This window comes from Streptococcus ictaluri 707-05, from assembly GCF_000188015.2.
GTDB lineage: Bacteria > Bacillota > Bacilli > Lactobacillales > Streptococcaceae > Streptococcus > Streptococcus ictaluri.
The window spans coordinates 193,404-214,769 of the sequence record NZ_AEUX02000007.1 but is presented as its reverse complement, the minus strand read 5'-3'; the positions used below and the strand labels follow the sequence as shown (position 1 = coordinate 214,769).

The following is a 21,366-nucleotide window of genomic DNA, read 5'->3' as shown; positions in this document are numbered from 1 at the left end:
AAATAGGTTGGTTGTTTTACTTGCCTTGTTGGTAGAAAGCATCCATGTCTTCTTTAGGAACCATACTACCACCAGTAGCCCAAGCAATATAAGTTGCATTGGCCATCTTATCTTCTAAATGATGGGCTTTTAAGTATTGACGACCTTCTTCAGTTGCAAATAGCATGGCTGGGCCAACCGTTCCAGCTAAGGCAGCAGGCTCTAATTTGATGTCTTCTAAATCAGCCATTTTAGTTAGTAATTTTTTCTGCTCTTCTTCTGAAATGGTAAGGCCTCCATTAAAGTAATGATGCATTAATTCTGCCACAAATCCAGACGTTCTTGGCACAGCTAAGCCATCCATATTGGTCTTGGCATCTACTTCAATATCAGCTACAGATACTTTTGAATATTCTTTAGTAAGAAGACCTACTAACATAGAAGGCATATGTGTTGGCTGGGCAAAGAAACAATGCACATGATCCCCATAAATTTGTTTGAGACCAAAGGCTGTTCCACCAGGACTTCCTCCAATACCACAAGGAGAAAAGACAAATAGTGGGTGATCCTCATCCACCTTAATAGCTGCTTCTTCCAATTGATTCTTCAATCGGCAAGGTCCCACGGTATAACCTAAGAATAAGTCAACCGAATGCTCATCATCAACAAAGTAAGACTTAGGATCAGCATCTGACTCAGCACGACCTTGGTTAACAGCTTCAGTGAAGTTTGTCTTGTGTTCAATCACCACAACTCCGTAATCACGCAAGTACTTTTTCTTCCATTCTTTGGCATCATAAGACATGTGAATCACCACTTCAAAGCCTAAAGACACTCCCATAAGACCAACACTAATACCAAGGTTTCCGGTTGTTCCCACCATGATTTTATATTGACGGAAGAAATCTTTAAATTCTTGACTGCCAAACTTGCGGTAATCATCGTCAAAGCCACTTAGTATCCCTGCTTCAATAGCTAGGGTTTCGGCATGTTTTAAGACCTCATAAATAGCGCCACGTGCTTTAATGGTTCCAGCAATAGGTAAGGTATCATCACGTTTCAAGTACATATTCCCTGGAATAGTCACCTGATAATCCTCTTCCAAAAAGGCTTTAAAATTGGGAATATGAGTAATCTCAGACTCAATAATCCCATTATTATCACGTGTGCACTCAAAATTTTCTGCAAAGTAGGGAGCAAAACGTTGCAAACGTGCTTCGGCATCGCGAATATCTTCTTTACCAAAACGTGAGACCTTATTAGCCTCTTTGACACCTTTGTAGTGGTCATTCATCCAAAAAATAGGCACATAACGCATCATTCTTTGGATTTCAGGAATTTCATTTTTCCATGTTTCTAGAGACATACATAACCTCCTAAGTCAATTCATTTCTAAAAGGAAAGTCTTTTCCTTGATTTTTAATTAGCTATAAACAATTGAAAGATGGTAGATAAAGACAATGGAATGCTTACTTGTCCATGGCTTGTAATTGTTGTTTGGTAATCAGTTTAAAGTTTTTAAAGAAAGTGCCCCCCAAGAATCCGACTGTGAGACTGATAATGATACAGCCGACTGCCGTTATAAGGACTTTTGCTAATGGGTTATAAGCAAACATGACCGCAAAGCCCGCAATTGGTGTCGCTGTTCCTGGCGTATCATTGACTAATTTCATTAAAGCAATCAAGACACCACACAGAGCGCCACCGCAGAAATTGGTTACATAAATAGGGATTGGGTTGGCAGAGGTCACATCAGCCTGAGTCAGTGGTTCAATAGCAAAGGTAATATTGTCTTTACGCTCACCCAGTTTGAGCTTGTGGAAAAGTACCCCATTCATAAAGGAAGAACCAAATACAGACAGGGCACCTATAGCCATTGGAATACCTGTTAAACCTAGCATAGCTGTTAGGGCCATAGATGAAAGTGGAGCTGTTGCCACTACTACAATGGTTCCCCCTAGAATAATCCCCATCAATATAGGATTGCTATTAGCACTTGAAGTGAGAATATCTCCAATAGTTAAGAGCGTATTGTTGATAACTGGTGTTAAGAGCTGTGCAATTAACCGGGTCAATGGCGCCCCAACAATAATAATCGAAATCAAGTCTAAGCCGCCTGGAATATTTTTTTCCATCCATTTAACGAGAAAAGCCACTAAGTAACCTGCAATAAAGCCTGGGATAATTCCTGTTCCTGAGACGGCAAGGCCAATCAGAACCGCATAGCCCGGTGTCACACCTACAGCAATAGCTACTAAGATTGCCGCTGAAACGCCAGATAAGGCACCATTTGCACCACCAACCTCACTTAAAAATTGAAAGCCTAAGAGTTTTCCAAAAAAGGAATCTTGAAAGGCTTCAACTAAAAAAGAAGCACAAGCTGCAGAAGCAAGAGCCCCCATAGCCTTGGCACCGTAAGGTGCTTTATAGTTAAATAAAGTAAAAATAGCCAACACAAGAATCAAAAGACTCGTCCCAATAATAATATCCATAAAATTATTCCACCATCCTATTAATCACAGTTTATATAGTCGTCATTAGTTTTTCAGACTTGCCATAGCTTCAATCTCAATCAAAGCATCCTTTGGCAAAGCAGCTACTTGATAAGCTGTACGAATTGGGTAAGGTTCTTCAAAGAGCTCTGACATAATCTGATTTAACTGTCCAAAATAAGTTAGGTCAGACAGATAAATGGTCAATTTGAAGACATCACCTAAGCCTAGCTTTTGCTCTTCTAAGATGGCCGCAATATTAGCAAATGACTGACGGCACTGTGCTTCAAATCCTTCTTTTAAGTCACCTGTCTCTGGATCGACAGGTAATTGACCTGATGTATATAAGACATTTCCTTGAATGCTATAAATAGAATATGGACCGATTGCTTTTGGGTATTTGCTCATCAAATAACCCTCCTTCATTTTTTTATAGTTAAATTTTACATGAAACCGTATTCATAGTCAATAATAAATTTTTATTTTGATAAAATTTTATTATTTTTAATCGTCAATTATTGTAATCAATATAGATTGTCTTTTAGAGTGAAATATATTACTATATTAGTAATAAAGCTTATAGGAAGTGTGTTATGGATAGAGAAAGACTGCAATACTGGAAAACAGTAATCGGGTTCCTACATGGGGTTTTAGGGGACAATTATGAGATTGTCTTACACGTCATTGACAAAAACGATATCTACATAGGAGAAATTGTTAATAATCAGATTAGCGGCCGAACCACTAATTCACCCTTGACAGCCTTCGCCCTTGATTTAATCACCAACAAGGTCTATCAAGAAAAAGACTATGTCACTAACTATAAGGCTATTGTAAGCCCTCAAAACAAGGAAGTCCGTGGCTCCACCTTTTTTATTAAGGACCAAAATGGGAAGCTAGAAGGTATGCTGTGCATCAATATGGATATTTCAGCCTATCAAGGTATCGCTGAAAACATCTTAAACCTAGCCAACCTGAACCTTAACCAGTTAGTCCCCAAAACAGGTAGCAAAATCTCTTCACCTCAATCAGAAGAAACCGTGGAAGTCTTATCCAATAATATCCAAGATATTATCAGTGAAATTATTGATCCAGCTCTTTTAAATCAAGACGTTCACTTGCGCCAAGAGGTCAAAGTAGATATTGTCTCAAAACTGTCCGAGAAAGGCGTGTTCCAATTGAAGGGAGCCGTCTCAAAAGTGGCTGAGATTCTCAATATTTCTGAACCGAGCGTCTACCGCTATCTGAAAAAAATTGAAACAGATTAATCAATGATAAAAACCATGGAAGGCTTTTCCATGGTTTTGTCTTTGCATTTCAAAAAATTGTGTTTCTTGTCTTAAAATTGTAAACTAGGTATGATAAAAAGCAAATAGGACAGAAGATATTGAAACTAAATCAATTATTACAGGCATTGCCTAAAGACACTCATATTTTGGAAGGCCATTTTGGTATTGAACGAGAAGGTCTTAGAGTCACACAAGAGGGACATGTCTCACAAAGAGAACACCCCCAGTCACTGGGTTCCAGAAACAGACACCCTTACATTCAAACTGACTTTAGTGAGGCGCAACTGGAATTAATCACCCCCGTCTCCAAATCAACAAAAGAGATAAGACGACGTCTAGGAGCTATTACTGACGTCGCTCAGCGCTCACTTGAGGCAGATGAAGTCATCTGGCCATTATCTATGCCGCCTTATCTTCAAGAAGCTGAGATTCACATTGCCAAGCTCGACAATCCATCTGAGGTCGCTTACCGCTCACATCTTGCTGACAAATACGGAGTGCTACTTCAATCAATTTCAGGCATTCATTATAACTTTGAAATCGGCAGCCAGCCTCTTGACAAGCTCTTTCAAGAAAGCGGTTACTCCTCTCGAGTTACCTTTAAAAATGACCTCTATATGAAGTTAGCTCGTCAATTTCTCACCTATCGTTGGTTACTAACTTATCTCTATGGTGCTAGTCCTTTGGCAGAAAGAGAGTTTTACAGCCACTCACCTAAGAGAGCTGTCAGATCCTTACGCTCCAGTAAGGCCTATGGTTACAACAATAAAGAAGAAGTCAAGGTATCTTTCCAAAGTATTGAGCGCTACATCGAAGACATTGAAAAGGCGGTTGCTTCAGGTCATCTCAGCATGGAAAAAGAGTTCTACTCCCCTATTCGACTACGCGGTGCCAAACACAACCACGACTACCTTGAACAAGGTGTAACTTATATGGAGTTTCGTAGCTTTGACTTGAATCCTTTTGATTCTCTTGGGATGTCACAAGAAACCCTAGATACCTTCCACCTTATTATCCTTGCCCTCTTATGGATGGACGAAGGGGAGACTTCTGATAAGACCATAGAGATGAGTAAAGCCATCAATGAAGCCGTGGCTCTAGCTCACCCTCTGGATGCTCTTCCTCAAGAAGCTGACCCTAAGCCTCTACTCTTAGCTATGCAAGAAGTCATTGAACACTTTGACTTAGATGAAATTTATCAGACTACCCTAACGAACATAACCAGAGTTATTCAAAATCCTGAAGAAACCATGGCAGCCAAACTGCTTAAAGCTATTGAGAACAACTCACTCATGACTTTTGGCACGAAGATGGCTAACAACTATCACCAGCTAGCATGGCAAGCCCCATATGCCTTAAAAGGTTACGAAAGTATGGAATTGTCTACCCAAATGGTCATGTTTGATGCCATTCAAAAAGGACTTCATTTAGAGATTTTGGATGAAAGGGATCAATTTATCAAGCTCTGGCACCAGGATCACATTGAATATGTTAAAAACGGCAATATGACAGCTAAGGATAATTATGTCATCCCCCTTGCCATGGCTAATAAAACCGTCACTAAAAAAATCCTTGACCAAGCTGGTTTTCCAACGCCTCAAGGACAAGAATTTGCTAATAAGGCAGAAGCCTTAGCTTATTTTCCACTGATTGCCAACAAAGCTATTGTGGTTAAGCCAAAATCGACAAACTTTGGTCTAGGGATCTCTATTTTCCCTGAAAAAGCCAGTAAGGAAGACTACCAAAAAGCCGTGGAAATCGCCTTTGCAGAAGACCATTCTATCCTTGTCGAAGACTTTATCACAGGAACCGAGTACCGCTTCTTTGTCCTTGACGGGGAATGTCTGGCGGTTCTGCTGCGCCTTGCTGCCAATGTGGTTGGAGATGGCAGTCACACCATCCAAGAACTGATTGACCTTAAAAATGAGAACCCTCTTCGTGGTTATGATCACCGCTCTCCTTTAGAAAAAATCCAACTTGGACAGATTGAGCGCCTTTACCTAGCTCAAGAAGGTTATACCCCAGAAACCATCCTTGCTCCTGGGGAAAAAGCTGTCTTGCGCGGCAATTCTAATATCTCCACAGGGGGCGACTCTGTAGATGTCACTGATCAAATGGATGATTCTTACAAACAACTAGCTGCAGAGATGGCTAAAGCTATGGGTGCTTGGGTTTGTGGCGTTGACTTGATCATTCCTGATATGACCCAGGTATCAAGTCCTAAAAACCCTAATTGTACCTGTATTGAGTTAAATTTCAACCCTTCTATGTATATGCACACCTACTGTCAAGAAGGGCCTGGCCAAGCCATCACACCTAAAATCATTGAGAAACTATTTCCCGAGCTAACCTAAAATCGACAACAAAAAATAAAGAGGATACTTCGGGATAATTTATCTACATTGCCACCAAAGTTTCGTGCTTTTGTAGTATATTTCTTTAAGATCTCATCACTAGTATCAATTTTTTTATATAGATTTTTCGTAATACTATAAGAAGGACGAGGAAATTCTTTTGTTAGATTAAAACAGTATACGTGATACTCACGACTGCCATTTAAGTTAACCTTAAGACTATGATATCTTGGTTTAATTCCTTTATATGCATCATACCCATACCAAGGAAATTCTGGATCTGGACTTTTATAATTAGGTACGCTTACCTCATCAGCAGCATAGACTATTTGACTTACTCCCACACCGCTTGTACTTGCAGCAAGTATAAAAAATACTCCCACTAAAGTGACAGTTAGCTTACGCCGACCTTTTGTGCGCACCAAAAAATCGGTTCCTTTGTTTAGAAACGTTGTTTTTTCATTTTCTCTCCTCTCAATGTGACATCATATCATTCTATTGAAGTCAAAGAAATATATTCGTACTAAGTTTTTCGCCAGATTACCTGTTTAAAATCCTTGTTTTTGGGAAAAACCTTAGTTTAAGCCATTTTTAATCATTTTTTACTTACTAAATTTTTAGCTTATTTTGTTGATTTCTGCTGCTAGCTTAGATAGAATGGAGGTTGGAGAATACAATTAGTAATAGTTTATTTAGCTATCTAATTGTAGGAAGAGAGGACCCTTTCCTTGTTAGAAAAATACTTGGAATCATCAATCAAAGCAAAATGCCAGCTAGTTGTCTTATTTTTCAAGACACCTTCTTTGTCAATAACTGAGGTGGTCGAAAAAACCGGCTTAACCCCTTTACAATTAAAGCATTACAGTGAGGAACTGAATGCTTTTTTCGCATCCAGTATCACATTGTCTATTCAAAAAGATACTGTTTCTTGTGCCTTCAAACATACTTTTATTGATACTTATCTGCATCAACTTTATGAAAGCTCCAATACGTTGCAATTATTAGCTTTTTGTCTAAAAAATGAAGATTGTTCTCGACCTCTTACGGATTTTGCGAGAAAACGTTTCTTGTCAAGTTCCTCAGCTTATCGCATGCGCGAATCACTGATTCCTTTATTGAGAGACTTTGAATTAAAACTCTCTAAAAACAAGATTGTTGGTGAAGAATATCGCATGCGCTATCTCATCGCCCTACTTTATAGTAAGTTTGGTATCAAAATTTATGATTTGACGCAATAAGATACAAGAATTATTCATCGTTTTTTATCCCACAGTTCTACACATCTTAAAACCTCACCTTGGTTATCAGAATCCTTTTCTTTCTATGATATTTTGCTAGCTTTATCATGGAAGCGACATCAGTTTACGGTTACTATCCCCCAAACAAGAATCTTTCGACAATTAAAAAATCTTTTTATCTACGATTGCTTGGAAAAAAGCAGCCACGATATTATTGAATCTTATTGTCAGCTAAGCTTTTCAACAGGAGATTTGGATTATCTCTATTTAACTTATATCACCGCTAATAACTCTTTTGCTAGCCTGCAGTGGACACCTGAGCATATCAGACATTGTTGTCAACTGTTTGAAGAAAATGATACTTTTCGCTTACTTCTAGACTCTATCATTACTCTGTTACCTAATCTAAAAGAGCAAGAGGCTAATTTAGTCAAAGCACTTATCTTTTTTTCCAAATCATTCTTGTTTAATCTGCAACATTTTATCCCTGAGACCAATTTATTCATTTCTCCGTATTATAAAGGAAACCAAAAACTCTATGCATCCTTAAAATTAATCGTCGAAGAATGGATGGCTCAGCTGCCTGGAAAGCGTTACTTGAATTATAAGCATTTCCATCTTTTTTGCCACCATGTTGAGCAGATTCTAAGAAATATCCAACCTCCTTTAGTTGTTGTTTTAATAGCTAGTAATTTTATGAACGCTCATCTTCTAACAGATTCCTTCCCAAGGTATTTTTCAGATAAAAGCATTGATTTTCATTCTTACTACCTACTGCGAGATAATGTCTACCAAATTCCTGATTTAAAACCTGATTTGATCATCACCCACAGTAGACTAATCCCCTTTGTGCAGCATGAGCTTACAAGAGGCGTTGCTGTTGCTGAGTTTTCTTTTGATGATTCTAGCCAATCAGTTCGATCTATTCAGGAACTGATTTATCAACTTAAAGAAGAAAAGTACCAAGAGTTTTTAGAAAAAACATTATAAGAAAGTTAATCGTTTAATCAAAATAACCGATACTCTATTTACAGAGTATCGGTTATTTTTGTCTAAGAATGGTATTTCCTAGAAATAACTTTGTTTAAGATTTTAAGTTCCCAAGATACTAACTATAGTGTGTACTTTTTTTGCGACTTGTTAGAATACATTCAAAAAAACTCAAGTACCATCTAAATTCGCTTTAATTTTATTACTTCATAGTCCTAAACTCCCTAAAGGGAAGATTTATTTTTCTTATCACTTATCTTTGAATAGATGAGCACCAAAACAGCAGCTATTATCACACCCATGCCAGCGCATAAAACTTCCACCCAGAGCCTCGCTCTATCTATTCCTTTAGGCGAAGTGTGCGCTTTTTTGTATTGTTTTTGGTGGTATGGCACCCTATGGCCCCTTACCAAGAGACGTTTAGTGTTAACACCGTAAGGAGTACAAGTAACTAGGGTAGCATAATCCTTTCCCATGACTCCAGAAAGCGATGTCACTTGATCTGGTTCAACAGTTAGTATTTGATCAACTTCATATGCTAGTACCTTGTTTAACACACGAAAATAAAACATGTCACCATTGCTGACCAAATTTAAATTAGTGAACATCTCTGACGAAGGGAGACCTCTATGAGCAGAAATAACCGTGTGAGTCCCGTCGCCACCAACCGGTAAGGCACTTCCAAATAAGTGACCTGCTCCTTTAGTTAGCACCTCGTCTGTCGTATAGTGGTATATTGGTAACGTCACTTTAATAGAGGGTACTTCAACATATCCCATAATATCATTGTTTTCAATTTTAAGTAGGCTTTCGTAGTTTTTATCATGAATGCCATCCCTAAATGAAAAAGCATCTGGGACAGGCTGAATCCCTATCTGATCATTATAAGCTTTTGCTTTCTCCCACATTACCTCTGTTTCTGACAAACCTCTTTTAGCAATCTGTTGATCATAAGTTCCCAATAACTGTTGATTTCGATAAGCATTCCACCTACTGCTTACCAAAGGATAGAGAAAAATGATGACGCCTATTAAAAATAGTAATAATATCCCTAGATTTTTTAGTCTTTCTTTCATAGCAGTTCCTTATCATTAAAAATCGAGACTGCATAAAGACAGTCTCGATTGATTTCGACTTTTGAAAGCATTAAGCTTTACGACGTTTAACAATATAAATACCAATTGCACCGATCATAGCAGCCGAGCCAATAGCTGTGAAGAGGTAAGTACCAACGCTACCTGTCGAAGGTAATTCACCTAGTTTGGTGTTTGGGATTGTTTCGTTTAATAAAACAGTTCCTGCTCCTTCGTTTTGATTTTCTTTAACTTCGGTTGTTGTAGACGCCTCTTCTGTAGATTTTTTGATATAAGCAACTTTAGCATCTTTTCCTTCAGGCTTTTCTTTGTAGAAGGTATTGCCTACCAACCAACCTACTGTGGCGGTCCCTGGAGATTTTTGACTTTCATCTGTTGTATAAATTGTCTCTGAACGATTATTTGTAGAAGTTGTTTTTGCTTTATCCCAATGGGCTTCTACTGAATATACTTTAGTGTTCAGTGAATATCCTTTAGGAGCTTTGAGTTCTTTGACGTAATAAGTCCCTTTACCCACTTGATTTGAAGCGGCATACCCATCCTGATTTGTCACAACAATATCAACTAATGTTTTGGCAGTTTCATCTGAATAAATTCCGAAAACAGCATTAGCTAGTGGGGCATTATCTTTACCTGTTTTCTTAAAGGCTACACGATAGGTGTAAACGGTCTTTTTGTCCGTCTTTTTAGTGATACCAGACCCTTCACCTTCTTGAGGTTTATCAGTTGTTTTATGTGTCTCCCCTTTATTGGGATTATTTGAATAGTTGAATAGGTTACACTAAACTAGACAGAATTTATAAAGTGTTCTACACTAAAGAAAATAGGAGAATATTATGTCTAGAAAAATACGTCGCCACTTCACCGATGACTTTAAGCAACAAATCGTTGACCTTCACAATGCAGGGATGAAACGAAGTGAGCTTATCAAAGAATATGAGTTAACCCCATCAACCTTCGATAAGTGGGTACGTCAGGCTAAAACAACTGGTTCCTTTAAAACTATTGATAATCTTACAGATGAGCAGCGTGAACTGATTGAACTCCGAAAGCGTAATAAAGAACTCGAAATGCAGTTAGATATCCTAAAGCAAGCGGCGGTGATTATGGCACGAAAAGAGAAGTAATCACTGCTAATAAAGACAAATATAGCATTTCAGCCATGTGTCGTTGGTTGAACATTCCTCGTTCTAGCTATTACTACAAGGCTGTTAAACCAGTCTCTGAAGCGGAACTTGAAGAAAATATCAAAGCTATTTTTCTCGAAAGTAAGGCCAGATACGGGGCTAGGAAAATCAAGAAATGTTTGGAAAATGAAGGCATCCAGCTGTCTCGTCGTCGGATTCGTCGCATCATGCACAAACTCAACTTAGTATCCGTTTATCAGAAAGCAGCCTTCAAGCCACATTCAAAAGGGAGAATGTGGCAGCTATTCCTAATCACTTAGCCAGACAATTTCATCAAGAAAAGCCTCTAAATGCTTTAGTAACAGACTTAACCTACGTTCGTGTCGGTAATAGCTGGGCTTATGTTTGCTTGATTATTGATCTCTTCAATCGTGAAATCATCGGTTTGTCAGTTGGTTGGCATAAGACCGCCGAATTGGTTAAACAAGCGATTCAGAGCATCCCTTACGCTCTGACCAAGGTCAAGATCTTCCATTCTGATCGTGGGAAGGAGTTTGATAATCAGCTGATTGATGACATGTTGGAAGCTTTTGGAATCAATCGTTCTCTAAGCCAAGCAGGCTGTCCCTATGACAATGCGGTAGCTGAGAGCACCTATCGCGCTTTCAAAATTGAATTTATTCATCAAGAAACCTTTCAGTCACTGGAAGAATTAATCCTTAAAACGAAAGATTATGTGCACTGGTGGAATTACCATCGCATTCATGGCAGTCTCAACTACCAGACACCCATGACATGGAGATTAATTGCTTAAAGAAAAAAGCACTTTATAAATGTTGTACAGAAAAGTGTTGCCTTTTCAAGTAGTATTCTACATTGTTGGAGTTACCATCTTTACCAACAATTGCCTTTTCATTCAAAAGAGCACTGTAAATCACTTCTGGGGCGTGATTTTCTAAATTATCATAATTAAAATTAAGATGGAAGCTATTATCATTAAATGATAACTCTGCAATTGTTTTATTATTATATTCAAATCGATTGTTTTTTGCTCTTAAAGTTTGACTATTCCAGTTAATAACTAAACTACTAGATAGAAAGGTTAAACCTTGTGACATAGCATCAGATACGAAGACTGTTTTATTGGTAGCTTCTTTAGAATAGTTTGGTAACTGAATCGTTAATTTGAAATCAATTTTTTCTCCCACAGATGCAGTATCTCTATTATCATCTTTTGAAGATTTCGTGATATGTTTTTTAATAAAGGGCTGACTTGATTTAGCAACTACAGTTTCCCCATAAAGATAATGATCAGTTACAGATACTTCTCCAGCTTTAATCACACCTTCTCCAGTATATGAAGCTGTCAATAAAATCGGGTTATAGGTACGTCCATCCTCAGCTCCCGTTATTATATTAGCTATGTAAACACTTGCACCAGTTACACGATAGTTATAAGCTCCTATAATATTCTCTTGTTTATCAATGAGTTCGGCTTTAACAGTACCTCTATTTATATCATTGGCAATCTTATTGATTTCTGTGGAGGTAGGTTTATCCTCTGATAAAACAACACCTTTTATAAATTTAAATCTAACAAAGGAATCTCCACGCTCACTGTATTCACCTTCCCCAATTTTATACAGCGTTACGGTAGGCTTACCTTCAATATTTGTAATTTTTAATTCAGCTGTATCATCTTTTGATAGTGCTGAAACTGTCCCCATACCTAATCCAACTACGGCTAAAATAGCTAGAAAAGTCACTAATATTTTTTTCAAATTTTGCATTATTTTCTCTCTCACTCTTTCTCTCCTATTTTTAAATTAATATAGCTCTTAGTATTTATCTGTTAATTTTCCACCTTCTTTCTAGAATGACGTTTATAAAGCAGGATGGTAGTTGTTACCATCATACTCCCAATAACAATAAAAACTTGACTTCCTCTTCCACCAGATGATGGTAATCGATAAATCTTATGATTTTTTATGATATAGGTCTCATCTTTAGAAGCCAAATTACCTTCGATAGGATGGGTTACTGTAATCTTACCATTACTATCAACTTTAACCTCCCATGGATTTTCTGGGAGAGTGTACCCTATTCTGGTCTTAGTCTCATAAAGATAATAGGTTTTCCCTTTTTGGAGATATTTAAAAGTTACTTTTCCATCGGATCCTGTTGTTCCTTTTTCCCAGACAGTTTTTTTGTCCGCCATTCGGAGTTCAAACATAACCCCGTCAAGTTTCTTACTAGTATCACTAGCATCTACTTTGGTAAAGCTAACAGGAATTGTTTTTACCTGAATAACAGGGTGCGGGTACGGCAACTTCTGCTGACGACTATCAGCCATGTAATTAATGGAAGCATCTGAGTTAGAAGGAAGACCACCTTTTCCAGAACTGGTTTGATTACCTGAGTAATCCGTATCATTCTCACCATTCACTGAATACTTCCCTTGCATATCCTTATAGGATTCATAGGCTTTATCTGATGCTTTGACATTAAAAGAAAGCGTATAGGTATATTCATCATCAACCTTGTAATCGGGTTTAAAAGTTAAAGTAACTTTGCCTTTTGACTGAATATCAGTTTTTGGAGTAAACAAGACATTCTCAACAATATATTTCCCCTCATTAGTTATCTGCCCATTTTTAAAAAGTGTTTGAACTTTTTTTGTAGACTTTGAGATTCTAGTAACAAGTATGTCAGGTTTTTGCTCATAGTAATCTACATACTGACTTAAGCTATCTGAAATAATTAAGTTAAAAATTTTACTATCTTCAACGATTTTATTTGCAGTTTTCTCTAATTCTACTGTATCAGTAATACTATAGTAATAATTATCACCTGATAGATACTTTAGAACAACAGGACTCGAGCTAGAGGTATCGCTATTAATATCTTTAGAGACACCCAATGAATATATTGATAGATTAGGATGTCTATCCTTAAACTCATCTATTGCAAGCTTGCTTCCTACTTGTGACTGTGTAACATTATTACTATCATTTGAACTTCCATTTCCTGAGCGATAGCCATCTTCTCCAAAATAGAATGTAGGAACTCCATCACTTATGAAGATCATTATCTTTCTTCGACCATCATCTTTTACTTCATTTAGCATCTCATTCGCTTTTAATAACGCAGCATGGTAATTAGTACCATTGTTATGCAATGCTGTCAAAGTATGAGAATCTAATAAAGAATTAGTAGACCATCCTTTGAGAGTATCGGCATCCCTACTGCTATGTAAATTAGGCTGATAAAATCCACCACGTTGAGATTGATTAGGATACCATTTTCCTGCAGGGTAATCAACACTACCTTGAAATCCAATAACTGATAATTTATTTTCTGGATTAATATTAACAAACCTCTGCAACAATCCATTTACGCCTAGAAGAGAATTTTTTACTGCATCATCTCTTCTAATACCATCAGATATAGATACGGTACCTCTGTATTGATAACGAATTTGATCTCTGTCAAAATACTCACCTTGATAGCTAGGATAATCAAAGGTCCCATGATAAATCCATCGACCATAGTAATTATCCCATCTCTGAGCATAATATCTATACTTTTGAACCGACCCTATTCCCTCCTGCATACTCCCAGACCTATCCACAACTACTAGGACATCCAATGGTTGCTTTTTACCTGTCATATCGAGATAAAGACGATAGAGGTCAGAGGTATCGTGACCTCTTTCTTTGTCATCAACTGTGGTATCAGGATTATCCTTTTGATCACCTAGATAATCAATACGTTTGTGGTGCTCTAATTCACTGTGAGAATTTTCAGCTTGCATATTTCTTGCTGCGCGATAAGAACGAAAACCTCTTGGCTGGATTATCGAAGAAGAAATAGGCATTGGTTTTAAACCAAGTGGCTTGGTTGATCGAATATAAATATTAATTGTATTGCTCTTAATTGCTCTTATTTTGTTTTGCTCTGGCCTAGCTGTCACTACCCTATAGTGACCAAATAACATTTCTTTTAGAGTTGGTTCAGCATCTGTAGCTGACTGAAATTCTGCTTTTAGCACTTCATAATCATCGGAAACAAAATCTAAAACATCAAAATGCTCATCCCATGTGTATAAATTGTCAATCTTTTTAACGATTTCAAAATCCTTAGATGCGAGTGAGCTCTCGATTGAGGATAACTTTGGCTTTAAAATATTTACTGTGATTGACTTGCTGTAATTCTTAACACCTTGCTTAGACACAACAACAGATCCATCAATTAATAAAGTTCCATACTGAGCTAATGAAACTGATTGTTCCTCCATTAGACTGTTTGTGCTGACAATAATAAGCCTTTCCCCAATTTGTCCTGTAAAAGTTAGATTTCTAATATGACCATCTTCTCCTTGTTCAGTTACAGGTGTTACTATCTGGACTTGTCCATCAGGTAGAACTACACCTACTCTAATATTCTGCTTATTTTTTTCAAGGCCTGCTAAAGTGAGGCCATTTATAAAAGTTAGTGTTGTTGTGATATCACTTAGTTGCTTTGTAGAACATTCAATGGAAACCAAGTCGACATCACTTATTGATCGTCCTTGCTTTCTCAATTCCAAAGACATCTTCTCTATATCTTGAGTATAATTTTTTTGCTTATCACGCGCCTTAGACTCGCTATTCAAAGTAGCTTTGATTAACGCATCTGGCTCAAATCCTGACTCATTTTTTACTGATATCTTTACATTCCCATTTTCTGAAACTAGTTCTTTGTTATCTGTAGATTCTTGTTTTTGACTCCTTAACTCGTCTTCTGAGTCACTGGAAATTGAGGTTGATGAAGGTTCTTTTACCTGCATAAAAGCTGCTTGTCCTATTGGCGTTGCTAGCTGCCAAAAAAGAAGCCCAAAAGTAACCCCTAGCCTTACTAGTTTATTCACATTTTTATAGTTCATTTTTTAACTAACCCTCTCTTATATTAGTATTCTATGTATATTTATTAATGAAAATAAATCATTTATAGAACTTTTTAAAACAAACAAACAAACAAACTCATCTTATCATATTCCAACTGAATTTAAAATATTTTTTTAGTATTTCTTCACCATTTTATGTCATTTTTTATCTTATTTTTGAGAAAACCTTGTATCATCAAGCTTTTTAGATTTTTTTAAAGGTAATTTTAAGTTCTGAAAACTGCTATTATTGTTAATCATTTCAATCCTATACAAAGACTTGAGAATGGATAAGTATTCGAAAGATGATTTGTTACACACTATTCTAATAAAAGCATTGATTTTCATTCTTTCTACCTACTGCGAGACAATGTCTACCAAATTCCTGATTTAAAACCTGATTTGATCATCACCAACAGTCGATTGATCCCCTTTGTGCAGCATGAGCTTACAAAAGGCGTTGCTGTTGCGGAATTTTCTTTTGATGATTCTAGCCAATCGGTTCGCTCTATTCAGGAGCTGATTTATCAACTTAAAGAAGAAAAGTTCCAAGAGTTTGTCACCAAACAATTACAATGAGTCCTCCCAAACTTTCAGAATTTCTGAAAGTTTTTTGTTTGAAACTTCTACTAACCATCAAAAAGTTAAAAAGATGAGTAATAGGCTTAATGGCAAGAAAAAAGAGACAGTTGAATCTGTCTCTTTTACTTGTGTAAGATTAGCTCGTTAAAGATAGCATCTCTAGTCATCCATTAAGGTTTCATTCTTTTAAGCCGCTTTCCAAAAAGTGCCATAAAGCACAATAGGCTACCACCTAAAAGATAAAGTAGGACTCCTATCCCGCCGGTGGCTGGTAATTCAGGAACCTTGTAATTGACAATCTTACCATCAGCTAGGCTTTTATCTACGATTTCTCCTTCATCGTTGACGGTAAAGGTTGCCACTGCTTGAACTGGTTTATTAAAGCCAGTTAGAGCCTTCACTTCCCAAAGTTCATAATCTCCCTTAGCTAATCCTTCAAAATAAAACTTACCTGTTGTCTTATCTGAGTTTACCTGACTACCGACAGTTACGGTATCACTACTTCCTGACTTTTTGCGTAACTCGAAAGTCGCTTCAAGGGGATTACCGTGAGCATCTGTTTTGGTAAAGTCGATATAATTTTTCCGGTTCGTCAAATTAACAACGATGGAACCATCTGCATTACTTTCGCCTGATTTCTTCGTCACATCAGCTGTAAATCTAAAACTTTCTGTAAAAGGACCTTTTGGAACATACAGACCCGATTCCATCCAATAAGAGTAATAATTAAAATAGCGCTGCTGTAAAACTGCTTCTGTATGAATAGGATCGCTATTTTTTAAATCGGATTTGCCACTGATTTTAACGATATAAGATTTACCGTATAAAAGGTCGTCATAGAAATCAATAAGAATACGACCATCACTCTTACTAATATTAGTGTCAAATACTTCTCTCATTGATTTGTCGTCAACTCCCCAACTCGGAGGCATTTGTACAGTAGGATATGAAACTTCAAAAACTTGGACTCTAGTGTCTTGATTGATAATAGTTGATCCGCTTCCAGTATAGGTTAATTGTGTTTGTTCTAATCTCTTTCCAAGCGGATTAACATATATATAGTTAACAAAATCTCCTGTCGCTTCATCCAAACTTGTAATCATTGAGCCAATGTTAACTGGATTATGTGTATCTAATGCTCCATAATAAGGATCATAATTAATAGCAAAAGTTTGAGGCTGTGAAGATTGTTTCCCAATTTTAAGGTAAATATCAATATTTTGACTATACTTAACCGTATGACGATCAATGAAAAATGGCGAAATCATGCTAAACGTCGATACCGCGTATCTGGTGATATAGTCTGTAAAGGTGTAGGTGATGGTTCTTGTCGTACTATCGTAGCTACCAAGTGCTAGTGTTCCAAGTGGTCCCATAACCCGAAAAGCCACATTTTCTGGCACAGATATCCCAAAAGGATCAATGGTATTTGGTAAGGTCACTGTAAAGGTATCACCAGCTTTGATGTCACTACCTGCTTGAATGGTGAACTCAGCTCGCATGACAATATTTTCACCACTGTTGGGTTTTACAATAGTTGGTGTTTCATCGTTTGAAGACGTAATCTCCAATTTTTTGATGGTGATTTTATCAGAAACATCTTTGCCTGTGTCTGTAGTGGTTGGGGCACCCCCCCGTTTTCCGTATTAGCCGGGGCTGGTTGAGTACCTACTGGACTGCTGGCTACCACCTCAGTCTCAGAACCACTAGCTTCAGTAATATTGATTTTACGAGGTGTTCGATCTAGGATATAACCATCTGGAGCTTCGATTTCCGTTAACACATATTGTCCATAAGGAAGCTTGTCAAAGGTATACTCTCCTTTACGATCTGTCAGACCCAGATAAATCATTCCATCAGAAGCTTCTAACTGGAATTGAGTATTAGCTAAAGGAAGGTCCGTCAGCTCATCTCTTTTGATGACTTTAATTTTTTGATCATCAATGGTTTTATTAATGAGTTCATTTCTAATTTCATAGCGATCAGACTTTTGTGCATTTTGGATAAAGAGGCGTCCTATAGGTTCTGAAATGCCGCCATCATCGGTCACGTTAAATGTTGCTACGACTTCTTTTGGAAGTTGATAGGCATTATCAGCTACTTTGGTTTCCCATAGCGCATAGTTTCCTGCTTTAAGTTTGTTAAATCCAAAACTGCCATCAGAGCCTGATTTCACCGTTTGAATCGTTTGATTATCCTTTTTCAGGGCAAACTCTGCACCAGCAAGTTCTTTACCTTTGTCACCGACTTTAAAGAATTTAATATGATTAGGTTTATTCTCAATTTCTTTTGTTGGGTATTCTGTAGGAGTACTGGCATCTGTCATAGAAAAATCAGTTTCTTTAAAACTTACTTCGTCCACAATCGTTGTTTTTCCAGAATTTTGTACGACTACCACATAGGTCTTATCTTCTTTGGCATATGCCTCTGGTGCTTTACTTTCTCTTAGATTGTAAACACCAGGCTTTAAATGATCAAAGGTTAAAGTGGTTCGATCGGAGCTAGTCACTTGGCTAACAGAAGGAAAGTCTCCCTGAACTTGATAGGCACTCAAAACAGTCGTCCGCTTTGAAAGCGTAAAGGTCGCTCCTGCTAGACCATTTTTATTTTCATCAATTTTCTTAAGACTGAATTGGCCACCTTGCTTATTTGTGATAGTCAAAACAGATGTTGGAATAGCTTGTTTAATAGCTGATCCTATAGCTTGGATTTGATTCGCGTACCCGTGATCTGATGAGTCTGGTTGAAAAAGAGTTGTAGTATACTTAGACCAAGCAACTTTTATATTGTCTTTAGCAAATAGGCCACCAAATGATGGGCTTGGTCCTTGAGGGTCGAGATAGTAAGAACTGCGATTTTGTGTAGGATCTCTTGCGACTAACAAGTACGGGATTACATCTATAGATTTCATACTATCCATAGTCGCTTGACTGTTAGGTACCAATGTTTTTTCATTATAGTAAATCGGATACTCTGTTAATTGAAGTAGATATTTTTGCTTTACTTTACTTTCTTGAAAGTGTTGAAGTGCCAAATTATATGCATTAAGTATAGAATTTCGACTGTCAGGTAAGCTTGTTGCTAAGCTAATCTTATTTATAGCACTTTTTAATTCAGACTCAGTTACTGACTGAAGAAGGAACTGAGCTTTTACACTAGTATCTCCACCATAACCCACAACTGTGTACCTAGCATTAGGATTTCCAATGGCATCAACAAACTCCTTAATTCTATCTTGATAAAATTGTGAACTTCCATAATGCCACTTTGTTGCTTCCCATAAAATCACAATATCAGCAGCTTCTTGGGTTTTCTTAGTATCAGCATCATTTCCAGTGATACTGACTTTACCGCTAGAGTCAACTGTTACAGTCCAAGGGCTTTCAATTCTAACATAAGTTGATGGAGCTGCTGTTTCTTTTAACTGATAAGTACCCGGAGGAAGGTCCGATATCGCTACTTCTTTTGTATCTGTTACTAGCGTACGGTAAAGAAATTGACCTGCAGTTGTAGTCCCAGAAAGGGTGAAGGTAGCATTGGCAAGGTGCAAATTTTTGCTATCTACCTTGTTAAGGTAGAGTGTCCCTTTTGGCGATTGGTCCCCAATTGCAGAACCACCACTACCAACTATGGCAATAGAATCTATTTCCGAAATACTTTTTGTTAAAGCTTGCAAACTTGATCTCTGAGCTATTAGTAGAGGCTGTCCTCCTTCTTGATTAAGAGTAGTTGTAACCTCAACAGCATATGCTGTGTTCTCTGCTTGCTTATAATCAAAAGCAATATCGATTTTATCATTTCCTTTTGTAATTGATAAACCTTTAACTTCCTCCCAGTACTGTTTGTCTAGGTTAACTGCATCAGTAATGCCTTTGGGATCTCTTAATTTATAAACCTTTATATCTGTTTGAGAGTTTAGATTTAGTAAATTAGTCGCTAATTTACCCCCTACATCATATGTTTTAGGAGCAACATCTATCGTTAATGTTTGGTGACCTGCTTCTTGCACATTCTGTTTAGGATTGACATAGATTAAACTGCTTGCTTTAAGATTTTGTTTGGAATCAGTATAAGTCAGGCGCTGATGGATATTAAGCTTATCATTTTCTTTCGGTTTCGCATAAAGAACATCATAATTCTGTTTTATAATCTGTTGACCTATCTGATAGCTGAAATCGTGTTTACCATTTTTTTGGACAACATTGGGATTGACTGAATGTCCTAAATCCAATTTTAAATTTAAGTTGGTTAAGCCCGATACTTGATCTGTAAAGGTATAGCGAACTATTTTTCCTGTTGCTCTCAACAAGCCATCTACCGGACTATCTTGTGTTAGTTCTGGTACTGCAATGACTTTACCATCTTGCTTCAAAACAGGAAAATTGATGTCCGTTGGATTGAGCATATTATAATGAATGCTATCGGATATCTTCAAGTTAAAATAATTACCTGCTACAATTAAGCTCTGGTCTAATAGACTAAGATCAACTTTAAATGACAAGGAATCTGGTGCTTCCACATCATAAATGCCATTTTTATCTTTGTCTACTAAGGTCAATTGCTGATTAGCAAGGGTCAGGCTATTACTGATATCTTGATTACCCATTGATGGTGATGATTGGATGGCTCTTGGCTGAATCTTATTTGATGAAGCTGATGACGGAGGTGTTTCTTCACCTTTTAAATCTGATATTAAAGTCAGTGTCTTTTTAAGAAGAGCTTGGGTGACATCTTGTTTGTCACTTAGTTGGAGTTCAATAGCTGCATCTGAAACAGGATTTGTCACCTGAAATACTAAATTGACTACTTGAGTCGTTGGCTTAAAACTAATTTTATAAACACTTTCAGAAATCTGCTCAAAACCAGAAATAACATCCGTATTATTGATGGTTTCCTTGCCTTCATCAATAGCAAGTTGGCTCGGTACAGATAAGTTTTGTAGATTTAGTGGTTTATCTTTTGTCACAGTATCAACTGTCATACCAGCAGGTAATGTTAGAAACAAATCTTGAGAAGGAAGATCCTTTTCAATCTTGCTATAGGTTAACAATAGCCATGTTTTCGAAGCGTCTTTTAAGACATCACCTGACTCTGTCATCGCTTCTTCAAAGTCCAAATCACTATCCTGAAGCTTATCATTTCCACTGCTAACCGTCTCTGTGCCAATCTGTTCAGCTAACACGGTAATCGCTGTTAGACTTGTTGGAACAAGTAATTGACAAATGGCTAGAATAACGGTTAATTTAAGTAATATCTTTTTGATTTTGTCTTTATTCACAATACTCACTTTCCCCTTT

The 21,366-nt window shown here is 37.2% G+C and carries 15 protein-coding genes and 1 pseudogene; 6 read left to right on the top strand and 10 right to left on the bottom strand.

Translation table 11 applies throughout. The features are described from left to right. Positions 1–16: 16 nt before the first annotated feature. The 3 genes from STRIC_RS08750 to STRIC_RS08740 form a co-directional block, all read right to left on the bottom strand. The gene (locus STRIC_RS08750) at positions 17–1,345 is read right to left on the bottom strand and encodes a D-serine ammonia-lyase (RefSeq protein ID WP_008089716.1); all 1,329 of its coding nucleotides are present in this window, start codon (positions 1,343–1,345) and stop codon (positions 17–19) included. Positions 1,346–1,448: 103 nt separating this feature from the next. Then, positions 1,449–2,471 (bottom strand): PTS fructose transporter subunit IIC, encoded by a 1,023-nt coding sequence (locus STRIC_RS08745; protein ID WP_008089779.1) that lies wholly within the window; start codon positions 2,469–2,471, stop codon positions 1,449–1,451. A 45-nt stretch (positions 2,472–2,516) separates the two neighbouring features. Beyond that, positions 2,517–2,879 (bottom strand): RidA family protein, encoded by a 363-nt coding sequence (locus STRIC_RS08740; RefSeq protein WP_008089728.1) that lies wholly within the window; start codon positions 2,877–2,879, stop codon positions 2,517–2,519. A 185-nt stretch (positions 2,880–3,064) separates the two neighbouring features. Between STRIC_RS08740 and STRIC_RS08735 the strand changes: the two genes are divergently transcribed. Together STRIC_RS08735 and gshAB are read left to right on the top strand one after the other, a co-directional pair. After that, positions 3,065–3,739: a helix-turn-helix transcriptional regulator gene (locus STRIC_RS08735; protein WP_008089956.1), complete on the top strand. Its 675-nt coding sequence runs from the start codon at positions 3,065–3,067 to the stop codon at positions 3,737–3,739. Between the two features lie 119 nt (positions 3,740–3,858). Further along, positions 3,859–6,114, top strand: a complete 2,256-nt coding sequence (gene gshAB, locus STRIC_RS08730; protein WP_008090171.1) for a bifunctional glutamate--cysteine ligase GshA/glutathione synthetase GshB — start codon at positions 3,859–3,861, stop codon at positions 6,112–6,114. Here gshAB and STRIC_RS08725 read toward each other — a convergent pair. Further along, complete coding sequence (locus STRIC_RS08725; protein WP_234944208.1) at positions 6,111–6,536, bottom strand: thioester-forming surface-anchored protein; 426 nt, start codon at positions 6,534–6,536, stop codon at positions 6,111–6,113. The two genes, gshAB and STRIC_RS08725, sit on opposite strands and share 4 nt — an antisense overlap. A 306-nt stretch (positions 6,537–6,842) precedes the next feature. On the opposite strand from STRIC_RS08725, the gene STRIC_RS12995 reads away from it, so the two are divergent. Both STRIC_RS12995 and STRIC_RS08720 read left to right on the top strand, forming a co-directional pair. Continuing rightward, positions 6,843–7,352: a helix-turn-helix domain-containing protein gene (locus STRIC_RS12995; protein WP_008089904.1), complete on the top strand. Its 510-nt coding sequence runs from the start codon at positions 6,843–6,845 to the stop codon at positions 7,350–7,352. Between the two features lie 9 nt (positions 7,353–7,361). After that, on the top strand, positions 7,362–8,342 hold the full coding sequence (locus STRIC_RS08720; RefSeq protein WP_327083098.1) for a M protein trans-acting positive regulator PRD domain-containing protein: 981 nt from the start codon (positions 7,362–7,364) through the stop codon (positions 8,340–8,342). Positions 8,343–8,566: 224 nt separating this feature from the next. On the opposite strand, the gene STRIC_RS08715 is transcribed toward STRIC_RS08720, so the two are convergent. Both STRIC_RS08715 and STRIC_RS08710 read right to left on the bottom strand, forming a co-directional pair. Beyond that, positions 8,567–9,418 carry a class C sortase gene (locus tag STRIC_RS08715; protein ID WP_008090262.1) on the bottom strand — a complete coding sequence of 284 codons (852 nt, stop codon included), beginning with the start codon at positions 9,416–9,418 and terminating at the stop codon, positions 8,567–8,569. A gap of 70 nt (positions 9,419–9,488) precedes the next feature. Further along, positions 9,489–10,130 (bottom strand): SpaA isopeptide-forming pilin-related protein, encoded by a 642-nt coding sequence (locus STRIC_RS08710; protein ID WP_268741225.1) that lies wholly within the window; start codon positions 10,128–10,130, stop codon positions 9,489–9,491. Between the two features lie 142 nt (positions 10,131–10,272). On the opposite strand from STRIC_RS08710, the pseudogene STRIC_RS08700 reads away from it, so the two are divergent. Beyond that, a pseudogene (locus STRIC_RS08700) lies at positions 10,273–11,377 on the top strand (IS3 family transposase). A 13-nt stretch (positions 11,378–11,390) separates the two neighbouring features. On the opposite strand, the gene STRIC_RS08695 reads toward STRIC_RS08700, so the two are convergent. Both STRIC_RS08695 and STRIC_RS08690 read right to left on the bottom strand, forming a co-directional pair. Beyond that, positions 11,391–12,368, bottom strand: a complete 978-nt coding sequence (locus tag STRIC_RS08695; RefSeq protein ID WP_008089910.1) for an isopeptide-forming domain-containing fimbrial protein — start codon at positions 12,366–12,368, stop codon at positions 11,391–11,393. Positions 12,369–12,415: 47 nt separating this feature from the next. Further along, a complete protein-coding gene (locus STRIC_RS08690; RefSeq protein WP_008089797.1) occupies positions 12,416–15,487 on the bottom strand; it encodes a DUF7604 domain-containing protein in 3,072 nt (1,023 codons plus the stop codon). 423 nt (positions 15,488–15,910) lie between these two features. On the opposite strand from STRIC_RS08690, the gene STRIC_RS12990 reads away from it, so the two are divergent. Beyond that, complete coding sequence (locus STRIC_RS12990; RefSeq protein ID WP_327083086.1) at positions 15,911–16,066, top strand: hypothetical protein; 156 nt, start codon at positions 15,911–15,913, stop codon at positions 16,064–16,066. Between the two features lie 173 nt (positions 16,067–16,239). Here STRIC_RS12990 and STRIC_RS12730 read toward each other — a convergent pair whose 3' ends face one another. Both STRIC_RS12730 and STRIC_RS11620 read right to left on the bottom strand, forming a co-directional pair. Continuing rightward, positions 16,240–17,640 (bottom strand): Ig-like domain-containing protein, encoded by a 1,401-nt coding sequence (locus STRIC_RS12730; RefSeq protein WP_234944207.1) that lies wholly within the window; start codon positions 17,638–17,640, stop codon positions 16,240–16,242. Beyond that, the gene (locus tag STRIC_RS11620; protein ID WP_008090428.1) at positions 17,598–21,347 is read right to left on the bottom strand and encodes a SpaA isopeptide-forming pilin-related protein; all 3,750 of its coding nucleotides are present in this window, start codon (positions 21,345–21,347) and stop codon (positions 17,598–17,600) included. The genes STRIC_RS12730 and STRIC_RS11620 overlap by 43 nt, the downstream gene beginning before the upstream one ends. Positions 21,348–21,366: the final 19 nt, after the last annotated feature.